General features: G+C 45.3%; 10 protein-coding genes. 5 read left to right on the plus strand and 5 right to left on the minus strand.

Features of this window, described 5'->3' with window-relative positions:
* The first annotated feature begins 36 nt into the window (after window positions 1-36).
* From K0I73_RS07680 to K0I73_RS07700, 5 genes are all read left to right on the plus strand, one after another.
* Entirely contained in the window at window positions 37-2,337 is a 2,301-nt protein-coding gene (locus tag K0I73_RS07680; protein WP_220063890.1) for a DNA internalization-related competence protein ComEC/Rec2, read from the plus strand.
* Window positions 2,338-2,371: 34 nt separating this feature from the next.
* The gene (msbA, locus tag K0I73_RS07685; RefSeq protein ID WP_220063891.1) at window positions 2,372-4,186 is read left to right on the plus strand and encodes a lipid A export permease/ATP-binding protein MsbA; all 1,815 of its coding nucleotides are present in this window, start codon (window positions 2,372-2,374) and stop codon (window positions 4,184-4,186) included.
* A 4-nt stretch (window positions 4,187-4,190) separates the two neighbouring features.
* Window positions 4,191-5,186 (plus strand): tetraacyldisaccharide 4'-kinase, encoded by a 996-nt coding sequence (gene lpxK / locus K0I73_RS07690; RefSeq protein ID WP_220063892.1) that lies wholly within the window; start codon window positions 4,191-4,193, stop codon window positions 5,184-5,186.
* A gap of 25 nt (window positions 5,187-5,211) precedes the next feature.
* Window positions 5,212-5,391 carry a Trm112 family protein gene (locus K0I73_RS07695; protein ID WP_220063893.1) on the plus strand — a complete coding sequence of 60 codons (180 nt, stop codon included), beginning with the start codon at window positions 5,212-5,214 and terminating at the stop codon, window positions 5,389-5,391.
* Between the two features lie 159 nt (window positions 5,392-5,550).
* Window positions 5,551-6,267, plus strand: a complete 717-nt coding sequence (locus K0I73_RS07700) for a lipopolysaccharide kinase InaA family protein (RefSeq protein WP_220063894.1) — start codon at window positions 5,551-5,553, stop codon at window positions 6,265-6,267.
* Between the two features lie 31 nt (window positions 6,268-6,298).
* Here K0I73_RS07700 and K0I73_RS07705 read toward each other — a convergent pair whose 3' ends face one another.
* From K0I73_RS07705 to K0I73_RS07725, 5 genes are all read right to left on the minus strand, one after another.
* Window positions 6,299-7,186 carry an MBL fold metallo-hydrolase gene (locus tag K0I73_RS07705; RefSeq protein ID WP_220063895.1) on the minus strand — a complete coding sequence of 296 codons (888 nt, stop codon included), beginning with the start codon at window positions 7,184-7,186 and terminating at the stop codon, window positions 6,299-6,301.
* A 122-nt stretch (window positions 7,187-7,308) separates the two neighbouring features.
* The gene (locus tag K0I73_RS07710; RefSeq protein ID WP_220063896.1) at window positions 7,309-10,356 is read right to left on the minus strand and encodes an efflux RND transporter permease subunit; all 3,048 of its coding nucleotides are present in this window, start codon (window positions 10,354-10,356) and stop codon (window positions 7,309-7,311) included.
* Window positions 10,353-13,613 (minus strand): efflux RND transporter permease subunit, encoded by a 3,261-nt coding sequence (locus K0I73_RS07715; protein ID WP_220063897.1) that lies wholly within the window; start codon window positions 13,611-13,613, stop codon window positions 10,353-10,355. Before K0I73_RS07715 ends, K0I73_RS07710 begins: the two co-directional genes overlap by 4 nt.
* A gap of 14 nt (window positions 13,614-13,627) precedes the next feature.
* Window positions 13,628-14,692, minus strand: a complete 1,065-nt coding sequence (locus tag K0I73_RS07720) for an efflux RND transporter periplasmic adaptor subunit (RefSeq protein WP_220063898.1) — start codon at window positions 14,690-14,692, stop codon at window positions 13,628-13,630.
* 381 nt (window positions 14,693-15,073) lie between these two features.
* Window positions 15,074-16,360 carry a citrate synthase gene (locus K0I73_RS07725; RefSeq protein ID WP_220063899.1) on the minus strand — a complete coding sequence of 429 codons (1,287 nt, stop codon included), beginning with the start codon at window positions 16,358-16,360 and terminating at the stop codon, window positions 15,074-15,076.
* Between the last annotated feature and the right edge of the window lie 267 nt (window positions 16,361-16,627).

A 16,627-nucleotide genomic window follows, 5' to 3' on the forward strand; every position in this document is an offset into this window, starting at 1 on the left:
TATTGCAGTCTTAAATTATTCATTATGAATCGATTTATGTTTGGCTACTGTGCGACCATTATTTCGGCACTTCTGTGGCCGTCTTTACTTTCTGCGTCCCAAGCTTGGTATTGTATTGGGGCTGCGCTTGTACTTCTACGCTGGTCAAGGCTAATAGCGGGTGGTTTGTTCGCTGTAGCTTGGATCAGCTTGTTTTGTCACCAATTATTAGTATTTAATTCTATCGATAATGACGCAAACATATCAGTAAGGGCCGAAATCATATCACTAGTTTATCGAAACAGCGACTGGATAAGTGCTGATATTCGTGTATTGGATAACAATTCTTCTATCTTAGTAACTCAATATATGCGAGTTGCTTGGCCATTAGCGGCAAAAGCGAATGTGGGTGAACAGTGGCAATTGAAAATAAAACCCAAGTCTATTTCAAGTCCACTTAATCAAGGGGGCTTTAATCGTCAACGTTATTATTTGTCTAAACATATTATAGGAAAAGGTAAGGTCGTTGCCGCAGAACGTATTGAGGTCGCGGCAGGAGTGCGTTCATCGTTGATTAGCCAATTCACTCAAACGGTTAGTGGGTTTCAAAATGGTGATCTAATTTTGGCGTTGATGCTTGGAAATAAGCAATTGATCACCACAGATCATTGGCAAGGGCTGAAACAGAGTGGTACTGGGCACCTTATCTCTATTTCAGGATTGCATCTGTCGGTGTTAGCCCTGTGGTGTATTGCTTTGATGCGTATAGCCCTGAGTCGATTTCGACCGACTCCGACGGCGAACAATCTTCACCTTGCTGCCATGTTTGCGCTATTAGCGTGTTTCGTTTATGCCTACCTCGCTGGATTTGCCTTGCCGACTCAAAGAGCGCTAATCATGCTTGGGCTTGTTATTATACTAAGCGTTTTACGGCGATATTCGACCCCTTTTGAGCGCTTGCTTTGGGCATTGTTTGTGGTGTTGTTGCTTGATCCTGTCAGTATGATGAGTGCAGGCTTTTGGCTCTCTTTTAGCGCATTGGCCATTATATTAGGCTTTAGTCATGCACAGAGTAGAGAAATATCAACTGAGGTCACCTCCCTTTGGCAGCGGTTCAAGTTAAGTGTTAGCCAGCTCTGGTCACTGCAGTGGCGCTTAAGTTTACTGCTGGGGGTGTTGCAGATGTTGCTGTTTGGCGGTGCAGCCCCTTTATCTTTGCTGTTTAACGTAATCTTTGTGCCTTGGTTTAGCCTAGTGGTTATCCCGCTGACGTTTATCCTTATGCTTTGCTATCTGATCTCCGGAGGTTCGGAGGTGGTCACTACGGCGCTTTTAACACTGTTAGATAGCACGATAAGCCCACTTACTTGGAGTTTTTCGCTGTTGCAGTCGTTTCCCTATGGCTGGGTCTCGGTGTCATCTCAATTGTCTGTCGTTGTCGTCTACGCCTTACTCGCCCTTCTTATATTGCGGATCATCACCAAGTCTATGTGGCGTTGTCTCCTTACCATATTGTTGTTACCTGGTTTGTTGCTATTACTAAAGCCTTGGTCTGATGATTTTCGTCATGACTGGAAATTACATTTGTTAGATGTTGGTCAAGGCTTAAGTGCTGTGATTGAAAAGCAAGGTCGGGTCGTTATTTATGATACTGGGGCTGCTTTTGGCTCCAATTTCAGTTACGCGAAACAGGCTATTATTCCATTTTTGCAATATCGTGGGATTACGGATGTAGATTATTTGATCCTGAGTCATGGAGATAATGATCATGCTGGTGGAGCAGATGACATAATCGCGCAATATCCTCAACTTCAGTTGATCACAGATCTCGACTATCACCAAGCGATGGAGTGCAGGCCATCGACGTTTTATTGGCAGGCGTTAACGGTGCGCATATTAGGCCCGACTTCCCCTATGTCTGGCAACAATGGCTCCTGCGTCGTGCAATTTAGTGATGGCGTTAGGGAGGTGCTCTTGCCTGGGGATATTGAAATCGATGCCGAGCAAGCGCTAATTAAACAATATGGCGACTCGCTGAGCAGTGAGCTTCGCAGTAGTGTGTTAGTCGCGCCGCATCACGGCAGTAATACCTCGTCCAGTAACGGCTTTATTAGCGCCGTATCGCCCGATCTGGTTTTCTATCCAGCGGGATTAAATAATCGCTATGGGTTTCCCAAATCTGAGGTGGTGTCTCGTTATGAAAATGCAGGGGTTACTCAGTACAGCCTTGATGTTAATGGCCAGTTAAGCGTGATTTTTGAACAAGATGGCGTAAAAGTGAATAGCTTTCGGTACGATATTTCGCCATTTTGGTACAATAGGGTGTTTGAATTTGGTGTGTTCGGTAATACAGAGTAGAATGTGGTTCTTTGCACCAACTATAGAATCTTGAATGACAAAGTCTTCTAAAAGTGAAGTGAGAGCCGTTTTTGCTAGGCTACTGACTTATCTTATTCCCCTTAAAGGGGTGTTGTTTCTATCTGTATTTGGCCTAGTGTTATATGGCCTAGTGGACGCGACATTTATCTATTCCATCAAACCTTTCATCGATCAAGGTTTTGCCAGTAATGTACCCTCTACGCCCGGTTTAGTGAGCGGTGTTGATTTAGGCTTGAGTGGTGGTTTCGACTCTGATAGCGATGTGCTGATGGTTGCGCCCTTTGTCGTTATTGGTCTGTTTACTCTGCGTGGATTGGCGAACTTTTTGTCAACCTATGGTATCTCCTATATTAGTGCGCGGATGATTATGGATATGCGTCAACAAGTGTTTGAGCATTACCTGAGATTGCCTGTGAGTTACATCGACTCCGAAAGCAGCGGCAATCTTATCTCCCGTGTTACCTATGATACCGAGCAAATAGCCAGAGCATCGGGTAGCGCATTAATCACCATAGTGCGTGACGGCATCACGGTTGTTGGCATGTTAGGGGTGATGTTTTACAACTCTTGGAAACTCTCGCTCTGTATCTTGGTTGTCGGCCCATTAATTGGCATAGTGATCACCGTCGTTAGCCGTAAGTTTCGTAAGGTATCAAAGCAGATCCAAACCGCTATGGGTGGTGTTACCTCGGTGACGGAGCAGATGATCAAAGGCCATAAAAATGTATTGGTGTTTGGTGGGCAGAAAACCGAATCGGAACGTTTTGGCAAAGTGAACGATGATAATCGTTCTCGCACCATGAAGCTTGCGATGGCGCAAGCGGTTAGTCAGCCCTTAGTCATGGTCATAGGCTCATTTGCGTTAGCCTTTGTACTTTATGCATCAAGCCTAGATAGCATGAAAGCCGATTTAACCGCAGGTACCTTTGCGACGATCCTTGCGGCGATGTTGGCCATGTTGCAACCGATTAAAAGCTTAACTCGTGTTAATGCAGAATTTCAGCGCGGTATTGCGGCATGTAGCACGATTTTTGAAATTTTAGATACGCCACCAGAAGTCGACAATGGAACCTATGAAACGAAGCGAGTTGAAGGCAAACTCTGTTTTGATAAGGTTAATTTTCGCTATAACAATCAAGAAGGCTTGGCGCTCAATGGGGTTGATTTTAGTGTTAATCCCGGTGAAACGCTGGCTTTAGTGGGCCGCTCAGGTTCTGGGAAGTCAACCATTGCCAGCCTTATTACCCGTTTTTACTCAGATTTAGAGTCTGGGGATATTACCTTAGATGGGGTCAGTCTTCGGGATTACAAACTGGCTTCACTTCGAAGCCAAGTCGCACTGGTTTCGCAGCAAGTGACCTTAATTAATGACACTATCGCGGCCAACATTGCTTATGCCTATCCAGGCGAAGTGACTGAAGCGCAGATTTTGGATGCGGCTAAACTTGCAAACGCTTATGAGTTTATCGCCGATATGCCAGAAGGGATCCATACCCAAGTGGGTGAAAATGGCGTGATGTTATCGGGTGGGCAGCGTCAACGCATCGCTATCGCTCGGGCAATTTTACGCGATGCGCCCTTGCTTGTGTTAGACGAAGCAACCTCTGCGCTGGATACCGAATCTGAAAAAGCGATTCAAGGTGGTTTAGACAACCTGCGTCAAAACCGGACCTCGATTGTCATTGCACATCGTTTATCGACCATTGAGAATGCCGATATGATTTTAGTGATTGATCAAGGCCGAGTGGTTGAGCGGGGTTCTCATGCTGAACTGCTTGCGAAAGAGGGTATCTATTACAACCTTTATCAGATGCAATTTGGTAATTAACTAGATGCAAAATTTTGTCAACCGTCTTTGGTATGGCAAGCCCAATATTGGTATGCAACTGCTTGTTTGGTTGCTATTGCCCTTAAGTGGCTTGTTTTACCTTGTATCTCGTTTTAGACGACTGTTATTTAAGCTCGGGATTAAAAAAGCGCATACATTGCCAGTGCCGGTTATCGTCGTCGGTAATATCACTGTCGGCGGCAGCGGTAAAACCCCAACGGTTATCTATTTAATTGAGATGTTACGCCGTCATGGCTATCTCCCTGGGGTAATAAGCCGTGGTTATGGTGTCGATTTTAGTGGTACTCGAGAGGTGTTACCCGGCATGTCGCCAACAGAGGTTGGTGATGAACCCGCAATGATAGTGGCTCGAACTCAAGTCCCTATGGTCATAGGACGCAATCGTGTCGAGGCGGCAAAGGCGTTAATCGCATCCCGAGATGTGAATGTGATTATCAGCGATGATGGCTTACAGCATTATGCGCTTAATCGTGATATCGAATTACTCGTTCTAGATGGTGAGCGCCGTTTTGGTAATGCTTACTTGTTACCGTCTGGACCATTGCGTGAAGGGATATGGCGGCAAAAAGAGGTTGATTTTACTCTTGTTAATGGTGAAAGTTGCCGTGAGAACGAGTTCTTAATGCAATTAGAACCAGGTCATTGGCAGCGCGTGCAAGGCTCGCAGACAGATGAACTTAACTCTTTTTCAATTGATGCAGAGTCCGTTGCCATCGCGGGTATTGGTAATCCTCAGCGTTTTTTTAATACATTAAAGCAGATGGATATCCATGTCGATAAGCAACACGCTTTCGATGATCATCAAGCATTTCTGCTCGAGGATATAATCGCTATTGCTGGTGAGCATCAGGTACTGATGACCGAGAAAGATGCGGTTAAATGTCGCGAATTTGCAAAGCAAAACTGGTGGTACCTGCCTGTTGATGCCAAGATAGACTCTCGATTTGAACAGCAGCTAATTGCACAGTTACAACCGTAAAAAGAAGTACAACAAGGAAACTCAAATGGCGTTTGATAAGAAACTTTTAGAGATAGTTGCCTGCCCAGTGTGCAAAGGTAAACTTGAATATGATAAAGCAAAGCAACAGCTTATCTGTAAGGCAGATCGTTTAGTTTATGCCATCGATGATGGGATCCCCGTTTTGCTTGAAAATAAAGCTCAGCCTTGGATTGAGGAAGCTTAAGTTGTGATCGGCGCGCTTATGTTGAGCGCGCTACTATAACCCTGCATTTTAGTTTCCCTCTGAATAATCGCTTATAGTTGCTGCACTTGGTTTTAGTGTTGTTGATTTTATATGAGCAACTCCTCATAATCACGCCTCATTCTAATCGGAGTTAATACCGTGACTAAACCTGCCATACAAGCTGTTGTCGACCAAGTCTTAGCCGCAAACAAGGGTAAAAGAGTGGTTAGCTTTGAGTATGAAGGTAAGACGTATTGGCTGAAGCAAACCGAGCAATTAACTGGTGCCATGCGACTGTTAAAGTCACAGCCCGGTCAGTCTCTGCAGCTGGAAATTGCGACGCTGCAATCATTGGCGCAGAAGGGCGCTCCCGTGCCTGAACTCGTTGCCTTTGGTGACAATTATCTTGTGGTGGCAGATGTAGGAAGCCCTGTAAATCATTGGCTCGATAAGCGCTCTGATAGCGATATGCAGGCACAGATCCTCAAAGACAGCGCGATTGGATTAGCAAAGTTACATCAAAAAGGCTTAGCCCACGGCAGACCCGCGTTACGGGATATCTGCTGGAAAGAGGGCGAAGTGTCATTTATCGATTTTGAAGCTAACCAAAAAGACACAGATATAGAGAAGCAACAGGTAAGAGATCTGTTGGTCTATATTCATAGTCTCTACCGTTATATCGGTCCACATCCTGAGCTGGTTGAACCTGCGATATGTGCCTATCGAGAGGCTGGTGGAGAGTCATTATGGCAAGCCAGTCGAGTTCGGATCCGTCGCTGGCAATGGCTTAATTACCTTATTGCTCCGCTTAAAACCATAGGCGGAAAAGATCTCCGCCCGGTTTATTGGTTACTTAAACACTTTGCCAGTGCCTAGTTTTTTGTTCCTCGTGCTTTGTAGCAAGAGCTTAAAGTTTCTTACTCGAAAGGTCTTGATATAAGGTTTCAATCCAACGCTCGTCGGAAATAAAATTCCATCCCCAACCCTGTAAGTTCTCTGGTAGACCATCTTGTTTGAGCGTCTCTAACGATTTTGCCTTTATTAACTGGCTCTCCATCCAGTTAATGGATCCATCGAGTATATGTTTAAAGCGAATGAGGTCATTTTTCGTCGCGAGCGAACCATGCCCTGGGATCACTTTAGTGTCATTATCAATTCGGTTAATGATGTTAGCCACACTGTCACGATAGCCTTTCACTGAACCGCCAGCTTCCAAGTCCACATAGGGCCATTTATCTTTAAAGAATAGATCGCCCATATGCACGACGGATTTATCATCCCACAGCACAACGCTATCGCCATCGGTATGGCCGGCGCCAAGATGGATAAGATGTAAAATATCCCCATTAAAATGGATAGAAGTCCCTTGTTCATAAGTAATGCTTGGCAGTGCGGATTGGGTGTATTTATCGTTGTTTGCTAGACGCTTAAGTACATTACTGTGTGCGAAAATGGTGCTGCTGACACCAAAGGTATTGTTGCCTCCAGTATGATCGCCATGATAATGGGTGTTGACTACATAGCGGGGTAAGCCTGGTTGAATCGTGTGGAGAGCCGCACTAATTTTGCCTGCAAGTGGTGCGAATTGGTTATCGATAATGATAATGCCATCTTGCCCAGCAGAGACGCCGATATTTCCGCCCGATCCCGTAAACATATAGGTATTGGGACTGAGTTGCTGGCTTACTATTTCGACATTGGCAAATCTATCGTCAGTGGCGAATGCGCCGTTTCCTAGCAAAAAACAGCATCCAAGTAGACTAACACAAGGAATGGCGGAAATGAGTTTGGTCATATAGCTTCTCTTTGGTCATATAGCTTCTCTTAGTCGTCTTATTCTGCTTGTTGGTATTTTGTTAACTTAACCTAAGTGACAGATAAAAAGAAGGGCTACGAAAGCAGCCCTTAGTGGTTGGTTTAATGTGCCCAGGGCATTAATCGCCTCGTTCTCATATCGGCATTGCCAAGCTTAATCGCCGCATTATGGCGCATACGATATAAGGCTTGATAACATAAGGGCACTAAATAGAGACTCGTTACCGTGGAGAAGGTCAGTCCGCCAATAATCGCAATCGCCATGGGTGAGTATGGTGGTCCACCACCACCAATCTGAGTATCACCCATAGCAAGGGGAATAAGTCCCAGTACCGTGGTAGCTACAGTCATTAATACTGGGCGTAATCGAGTAATACATACATCATGGATAGTTTGAGATAACACTTCTAAATCAGGAGTTTGTTGATTTATTTGGTCAACTAATACAATCCCGTTGTTAACCACGATCCCCATCAAAATTAAAATCCCAATCATAGACATTATTCCCATCGGGGTGCCAGTAATGAGCAGCGCCCAGAATACGCCTGTGATTGAAAATAAGATGGAGGTAATGATTGCCGTTGGTAACAAGAGTGATTCAAATAGTGCTGCCATGACGATATAGATCATCGCAACGGCTAGGATCATATTGGTTGCCATAATGGCTTGATCTTCATCTTGGCGTTCAAATCCACCACGTAGCGAATAGTCATATCCTGGTGGAAATGAGACCGCTTGCATAACCTGTTTTATGGCTTTCTGTGCTTCTTCTGTGGTCATTTCATCTAGGTTGGCACCAATAGATAGCGCGGTTTGGCGATCGTAATGACGAATGGTGTCAAAGCGTGGTTGGATGCTAATCGTCGCCAAGCTTTGTAAGGTGTAGACGCGATTATCGATCCTAACAATGGGGAGTTGCTTAAGCTTTTCAAGCGATGCTTTCCATTGCTTTTCGAAGGCTAGCTCAATACGCAGCTCTCCATTGGGATCGTGTCTAAATGAGCGCAGTGGCGAGCCTCTCAGTGCCATTGATACGTTTTGTGCCAACTCGCTTAAGCTAAGGTCGAGTCTTGCTGCCATGGTACGATCGAGTTGAATAATTACCTCCTGCTGGGTGCCATTAAGTTCTGATCGCACATCGGCAAGACCTTTAATATTTGTCAGCAGCGGTATGACTTGCTCACTGAGGTTGATTAGTTCAGATGTCGAGCGTCCTGTTAATGTTACTCGAATACCGCTGTTTTCATCTCCCCAGCCAAATTGTGGCTTTGCGATTGAAAACTTTGGAAAACCTTCACGGATCTTACGTTTCAACGCCTTTAAGTCGATATCCTCATCTTCTTTAAGTAGCAGCGTCGATTGGCCACGGTCGGCGGCAAAATAGCTGTAGACAGAGTCGATATAAAACTCATCTTTGTTGGCGTAAAGGTAGTCCTCCATCCTGTTAATCATAGCTTCGGTAACCGCTAGGCTATGACGTCCTTCCACTTGGTAGTTGATATAGAGACGATTATTGCCTTCGCCGTCTGATTGATCTTGTTGCACCATGCTAAGGGGTAAAGCGGTTGAGGCGAGAAGTATCACAGCTACGACACCAGAGCGCTTCGGGCGGTGTAAAATCCAGCTCAGACTGCGCTCGTAGTAGTGTTGTAACTTGCTCTCTTTCGGATCCATTTCAATATCGAAATGAAACTTGCTTAACATTAATGGGATCAATGTTTTAGCCACAAGTAAAGAGGAAGCAAGTGAGATGCAGATCGCGATAGCGACATGCTCAAGGAAGATAGTGAGTTGGACTTTTACCCCAAAAATATTTGGTAAAAATACGATTGCCGTTGTGAGTGTTCCGGCTAGGACGGCTAATGCGACTTTGTTTACCCCTCGCAGTACCGCTTGCTCTGGAGCTTCACTGTTTGAATGCTGCTTCTCTTGTAGCACACTTTCACTGACTACCACGGCATTGTCGATCAACATACCGACAGCGAGTAGTAAACCCATCATGGATAAGATATTTAGGCTATAACCTAAAAAGTACATCCCGGCCAATGTCATGCACAATGAGATAGGCACAGAGGAAACCACAACTAACGTCATTTTTAGGTTACGCAGGAATAGATATAGCACTGCAAACGAGAGCAGGGCACCGATGAGTCCCGCCATGAGCAGATCAGACAGCGATGATTTTACACCATATGCTTGATCTTCCATGATAAAGAGTTTGATCCCTTGAAACTGAGGATCTTGCTTAGCCGCTTCGATGACCTTAAGCACTCGGTCCGATACATCGACCAAATTAGCCCCAGATTCTTTAAAGACATCGAGCCCCACTGCATAGTTTTGGTCAAGATGACGCCCGTCTAAGCGCTCTGGCAGGGCATAGCGTACGCTGGCGATATCACCGAGTCTGATCCCTGGCGCTAATACTAAGGCTTCTATTTCATCTAGATCTCGAAATTCGCCTTTGGGTGACACTTGATAAACTTTGGCATTCGCTCGGAGCGTCCCCGCGCTAACGATAAAGTTTTCTTGGCGCAGACGCGCTTGCAGTGCTGCGGTGCTGATGCCGCTTGCGGTGAGTTTTTCCGCATTAAGGCGCACTTCAATCTGCTTCTGCTCAACGCCATAAAGGGTCACTTGCGATACGCCTTCGACGCGCTCTAGCGGCTTCTTAAGCTGCTTGTCGAGTAAGTCGAATGCACCTGAAAGTTCTCTGTCGCTGGAGATACGAATCGTTAGTACGGGCATATCTGCGGTTGAGAACTGCCTGATAAAGACACGCTCAACATCTTTTGGCAGCTGATGGCGCACCGCATCGATTTTCTCTCTGGCTTCAAGACTCTTAGTCGAAACATTCTCGCCCCATTTCATACGCAGCTCAATCTCAGCACCATTTTGAGAAGAGCGAGATCTCAGCTCTTCGATGCCGCCCATGGTCGCCAGTGATTCTTCGAGCACATTGGTGATCTCCCGTTCAACCTCGGCTGGTGTTGAGCCTTTATAGGGCACTTCAATCAGTACCTGGGGCATTTCGATGCCCGGAAACATCTCTAGCGGTAATAGTCGACTCGATGCGAGACCAAACAGCAATATTGCAACAAAGAACATGCTGGTGGTTACGGGACGGGCAATGGCTAAGCGGGTGATATTCATTGTGCCTCTCCCATGACCGACTCGGCAGATTGAGGAGCAGCTTCCACTCGATACTGCTTACGGTCAAATAGCGAGTAAAGGGCTGGGATCACCACCAAGGTCAATAAGGTCGCAAGGCTTAAACCAAAGATTACGGTTATCGCCATAGGCGCGCGCACTTCACTACCGTCACCTAGGCCAAAAGCCATAGGAGCTAGACCAAGGGCGGTTGTCATGGTTGTCATAATGATGGGTCTAAGACGAGATTTAGCCGCTTCTTCAATCGCCATCGCCTTTTCCATACCTTGCTCACGCAGTTGGTTGATTCGGTCAACCAATACAATGGCGTTGTTTACCACGATACCCGCCAACATGATCAGACCGATAAACACCACTACACTAAGATGTGTTTGAGTGATATAGAGTCCCAAGATACTGCCACCAACAGCCATAGGTACGGCGATCAGGATAAGCAGGGGATGAATGAGTGACTCAAACTGACTCGCCATGACCAGATAAACTAAAAATATGGCAAGCACCAATGCTATCTGTAATGATTGGAACGAATGCTCCATCTCCTCATTCTGGCCACCGAAACGCACTTGAATAGAGCTGGGTATCGTTTGTTTATTCAAAATAGTTCTTGCTTCTGCTACCGCTTCATTTAAGTCACCGTAAGCTAGGTTTGCGGAGACAATAGCTACCCGTTGCTGACTGATACGGTTAATGGCAGAAGGGCCTAAGTTCAGTGATACCTTAGCGACAGCGCTCAGTGGAATAGGCTGATTGCTATTGGGGTTAATAATCATTGAATCGATATCGCTGATCTGGTCGCGCTCCTCGATTTCACTGCGTACCAAGATATCTATTTTTCTATCTCTCACCGTGTACTGGCTAGCAACTGTGCCACCGATACGCTGCGCAATACGGTTGGCAACCGTTGGAGCATCCATACCTAATGCGGCTAAACGCGCATGATCAAAACGTATGCTGAGCTCAGGTTGACCATCACGTAGACTGGTATTGAGGTCGGCGAAGCGATCTGAATCCGATAGGGCGCTCACTAAATTATCGGCGGTCTGTTTTAGTTGGGTAAGATCATAACCAATAACTTCAATTTCGAGCGGCGTCTTAAAGCTGAATAGTTCTGGGTGTTGGATCTTTGCTTCAAGCTCAGGTATGCGCATTGCCGTGGTTCGTAACACTTGGGTAACGGCATTAAATGCTTGGTGATCGGCCAGTACGACTTGTAATCGGCCCCAGTTTTCGCCGCCGCGCGAGGTATCAGATGTCATTAGTCCACCGCTACCTGCTTGACTGTAAGCATGCTTTACATCTTCTCTATCTTTGATCGACAACGCGAGTTTTTGCAGAATTTTGTCGGTCTCATTTACCTCTGTACCAGGTGGAAGAAGCACTTCAACGTAAAACTCTCCTTGGTTCATTGGTGGGATCAGTTCCATGCCTAAACGTGGCACTAAACTCATGGTCGCTGCTGTTACGGCAACTGCAATGGCTAGTGTTAACCATGTCATTTTAAGCGCTTGGCGCAGTAAGCTGTGGTAAACCGTTTCTAACCAATTATAAAGCCAATTAAATAAACCGCTTAACGGACGCATAACTAATCCTGCCAACCAAGACAAGGTACGAGTCAACATCAGTCCGAGCGTGAGTAATAATGATGGCAGATAGCTAAATAGCACCACAAATGGGAATGAACATATGGTAGCTCCATAGTGCTTAAACTTGGCCATCTTAGTATCAAGGACAGGTTTTTCACTCTTTTGCATAAGGTGTGGTAGTGTCTTAAAGCCTTCACGAGAGGCGAGCATCGGAATTGTGGTTAATGCGACTAACAGTGACGCTAGCAGTGCAAAAGTGACGGTTAAGGCTTGATCCGAGAACAGCGCACCTGCTACACCATCGACAAAGACTAAGGGTACGAATACCGCAAGGGTAGTCATGGTTGACGCGAAAATCGCGCCAGCTACTTCTTTAGTTCCCGTCACTGCTGCATCTAGTTTATTCATTCCGAGTTTTTTACAGCGGTCGATATTTTCAAGCACAACGATGGCGTTGTCGACGAGTAAGCCGACCGCCAGCGCTATACCGCCTAGTGACATGATGTTTAAACTAATGTCGGCAAAATACATCATGTTAAATGTGGCGATGACCGAAAATGGAATCGAGATGGAGATAATAAGTGTTGGCACTATGTCGCGTAAGAAAAGGTAGATCACCAACATAGACAGTAAACTACCAATTAAGGCCGCAGAGGTTACTTCACTGACCGCACTTTCGATAAACTCAGATTGGTTATAAATCACTTTTAGTTCTGCGTTTTCACTGAGCTTATTGAGTTTTTCTAGCTCTGCGGTAACTTTACGTGCGACAGCGACGGTATTGGCATCACCCTCTTTATAGATGGCAAGTTCAATCGACTCAGCCGAGCCGATGCGGGTGATATCATTACGCTCTTTATGGCTATCTATGATATCGGCAACTTCGAATAGGCGCACTAAGGTTTGGTTGTCGCGATAGATAACGATTTGACCGAGTTCTTCGAGTGAATTGAACTGGTTTAGCGTACGAACCAGATACTCTTTTTCTCCTTGAACCACTTTACCTGCGGATAAGTTGATGTTTTCTGCAGCAATACGCTCACGGATCTTGTTAGCGTTGAGATTAAGCTGAGTTAACTTTTGCTGATTTAGCTGGATATGAACCTCTTGTTCAAGTCCACCCGATAATCTTACTGCAGCCACGCCAGTTAAGGACTCTAACTGACGCTTTAACTCCTCTTCGGCAAAGGTGCGCATCTGTTTTAGCTCACTAGGCGTCGCATCCGGCACAGAAAGCGCCAAACGAACGATGGGGTCAAGATTGGGGTTGAAGCGCAGTAATAATGGTTTTTTCACGTCTAAGGGAAGCTCAATGGTGTCGAGCTTTTCTCGCACATCTAAGCTCGCCATATCCATGTCAGTGCCCCACTCAAACTCGAGCACAACATCCGACATACCCGAGCGTGAGATAGAACTGATCTTTCTTAAGCCCTTTACTATCCCTGCGGCCTCTTCGATAGGTTTTGATACTAACTGTTCAACCTCAACAGGCGCAGCCCCTATGTATTGAGTACGAATAGTGATCGTTGGGTAGCTTAGATCCGGTAACAATTTAACCGCAAGTCGTGAAAAACCAACCATGCCAAATAGTATGACCGCGAACATAAACATCCATACCGAGACGGGACGCTTTACAGAAGTGTTAATTATCGACATAAACTTGCTTCCCGTTACTGTTGTGCCTGAGCAACATCAAGCTCGCTGATCACTTCCACTAGAGATTGATCTTTAAGATTCTGATGACCGCGAATAACGATCTGTTCTCCTGGTTCGATACCCGATGTTACTTCTACCGTGTCAGCTTCACGATAGCCTAGGGAGACCTCTCTACGGGAGGCATTCTCTCCATCAATAACATACAGCGCGAATTGATTATCTTGGTTGACGACGGCGTTGTATGGCACAGTGATCACATTGGTGTGGGTATCATAGCGAAGCTCTACTCGGGTAAACATTCCCGCTTTGAGTTTTGCATCTTGATTTGGCACCGAAAGGGTGACTTTGAAAGTACCGCTTTGAGGATCGACAATCGGGCTGATACGCAGGACTTTTGCGTCGATGCTGTTATCAGTTTGCTTGTTGGCAAAGAGTTGAGCGTCTTGGCCTAGGCGTAAACTATGGAGTTGAATTTCAGGTAGGTGGACAATACCGTATAGTTCATCTTGATTGACCACATAGAATAGATCATCAAACTCTTTGGCCATATTGCCTTGCTTAACAAAACGTTTAGCGACCACACCTTCGATAGGTGAGCGCACCATGCTTTCCTCTACTTGTAGCGCGGCTAAATCACGCTTAGCGATAGCGGCTTGGAGGTTGTATTCGAGCTTTGCCATCGAATCAGCGCTGATAAACTCTTTATTGCTCATTTTTTTCAAGCGGTTGAGTTCTTGTTCAATGATTTCTACTTCAGCTTGTGAGCGTGCTAAGTCGTATCGTTGGCGCTTGGCATCAATCACAGCTAGGAGTTGACCTTTAGTGACACGATCGCCTTCCTCTACGTTAATCGATTCGATTAGCCCTGATATACGAGTGACTACGTTTGCCTCTAATGGTGCTTCTAGGGTGGCGGTTGTGCTGTAGAAGGAGGACACATCCCCTTGAATGACGGTTGTGGTTTCAACGGGTATGGCGTACTTCTCTTCCTCTTTGGTTTGTTCCTCATTTCCACAGGCACTAAGAACGGCAACAAAAAGTAGTGGAAGGGCGAGTTTAAATTTTGACAGAGATTCCATGTGAGCTTACCTATTTTATTTATCCAATTGCAACAGAATAAGCATTAAACGTGCCAAATTTTAATTTCATTTAAATACAGTGGTTTATCGTTTTTGTGCTTAGCGTTGGCAAATCGAAACTTCTATTTTGTAGTGATTTCATTTAACACTTGGTTAAATTTGCTAACAAGAGTAATAGCGCTATCGCTGCAGGATGCAAGTTGGATTTGCTACAAAATGTGACGAGTTAGGTCAGGTAAGCTCATCTACTCAATTGAGGAGAAATCATTACTGATTTAAGGAGAGGGAAGTTCTCGCGACATTGTCTGAAGAGATATTGGTTTTTAAGGTAATAAAAAAGGCACTAAATAGTGCCTTTTTAACCTATGAGCCGTGACTAGCCTAGCGTTTGTCTAATTTGACAAAACTACGTTCGGCTGCACCAGTATAAAGCTGACGTGGACGACTGATCTTATGACCTGGTTGGTCTAACATCTCTTTCCAGTGAGCAATCCAACCAACAGTACGCGCAAGTGCAAATAGCACAGTAAACATACTGGTAGGGATACCGATAGCCTTCATGATGATACCTGAGTAGAAATCTACGTTCGGATAGAGTTTCTTCGATACGAAGTACTCATCTTCCAGCGCGATACGTTCAAGCTCCATTGCCACATCAAGCAGTGGATCATCCACTTTTAGTTCAGCAAGTACTTCATGACAGGTTTCACGCATGACTTTAGCACGTGGGTCGAAGTTCTTATAAACGCGATGTCCAAAGCCCATGAGACGGAAAGGATCATCTTTATCCTTAGCACGTGCGATGAACTCAGGAATACGGTCAACGCTGCCAATCTCTTCAAGCATCTTCAGGCAAGCTTCGTTAGCACCACCGTGTGCAGGTCCCCATAGTGAGGCAATACCCGCAGCGATACATGCAAACGGGTTAGCCCCAGACGAACCCGCTAAACGTACAGTCGATGTTGATGCGTTTTGTTCGTGATCGGCATGAAGGATGAAGATACGATCCATAGCGCGTTCAACGATTGGGTTAACTTTGTACTCTTCACAAGGGACTGCGAACATCATGCTAAGGAAGTTACCCGCATAGCTCAAGTCGTTGCGTGGATATACGAAAGGTTGACCAATTGAATATTTGTAACACATTGCAGCAATCGTTGGCATCTTAGACACTAGTCTAAATGCTGCAATTTCACGATGATGCTCATCGTTAACATCGAGCGAGTCTTGATAGAATGCAGATAACGCACCTGTCACACCACATAGCATTGCCATTGGGTGGGCATCACGACGGAAACCACGGAAGAACGAAGCCAGTTGTTCGTTAACCATAGTGTGAGTCTTAACCGTGTATGCAAACTTATCGTATTGAGTCTTGTTTGGTAACTCACCGTAAAGCAGTAAATAACAAAGATCTAAATAATCTGATTCGACAGCAAGTTCGTCGATTGCGTAACCACGGTGTAAAAGTATACCTTGGGCGCCATCAATGTAAGTGATAGCGGATTCGCAGGATGCTGTTGCTAAAAATCCTGGGTCAAATGTGAAATGACCTTTGCTACCTAGTTTACTGATGTCGATAACATCAAAGCCTGCCGTTCCTTTCTTTATAGGCAGTTCAATCGAATCGTTCCCTGGTAGTTCCAATTTGGCTATATTATCAGCCATACCCCGTTCTCCTTACTTCATTCTTATGTGAGTGCGGCTTTGTCAAACGCCAATACTTTACAGTGAATGTAGATCACATTTCAATTTAAATAACTGTTTAAATTTCTTAGACCATGGTCTTAATAGGGGTAAAGCGCCTGCCAATACAGCCACTTGGCAGATTTTTTTACCAAAAAAACAAAATTTGCATAATGTGATGTTTGTATTTGACATTTCTGCGGCGTATACTTGCCACGGCTCGAAAGGGCAACAAACAATCCAATTCAT

Origin of the sequence: Shewanella mesophila (assembly GCF_019457515.1) — a bacterium.
GTDB classification, from domain to species: domain Bacteria; phylum Pseudomonadota; class Gammaproteobacteria; order Enterobacterales; family Shewanellaceae; genus Shewanella; species Shewanella mesophila.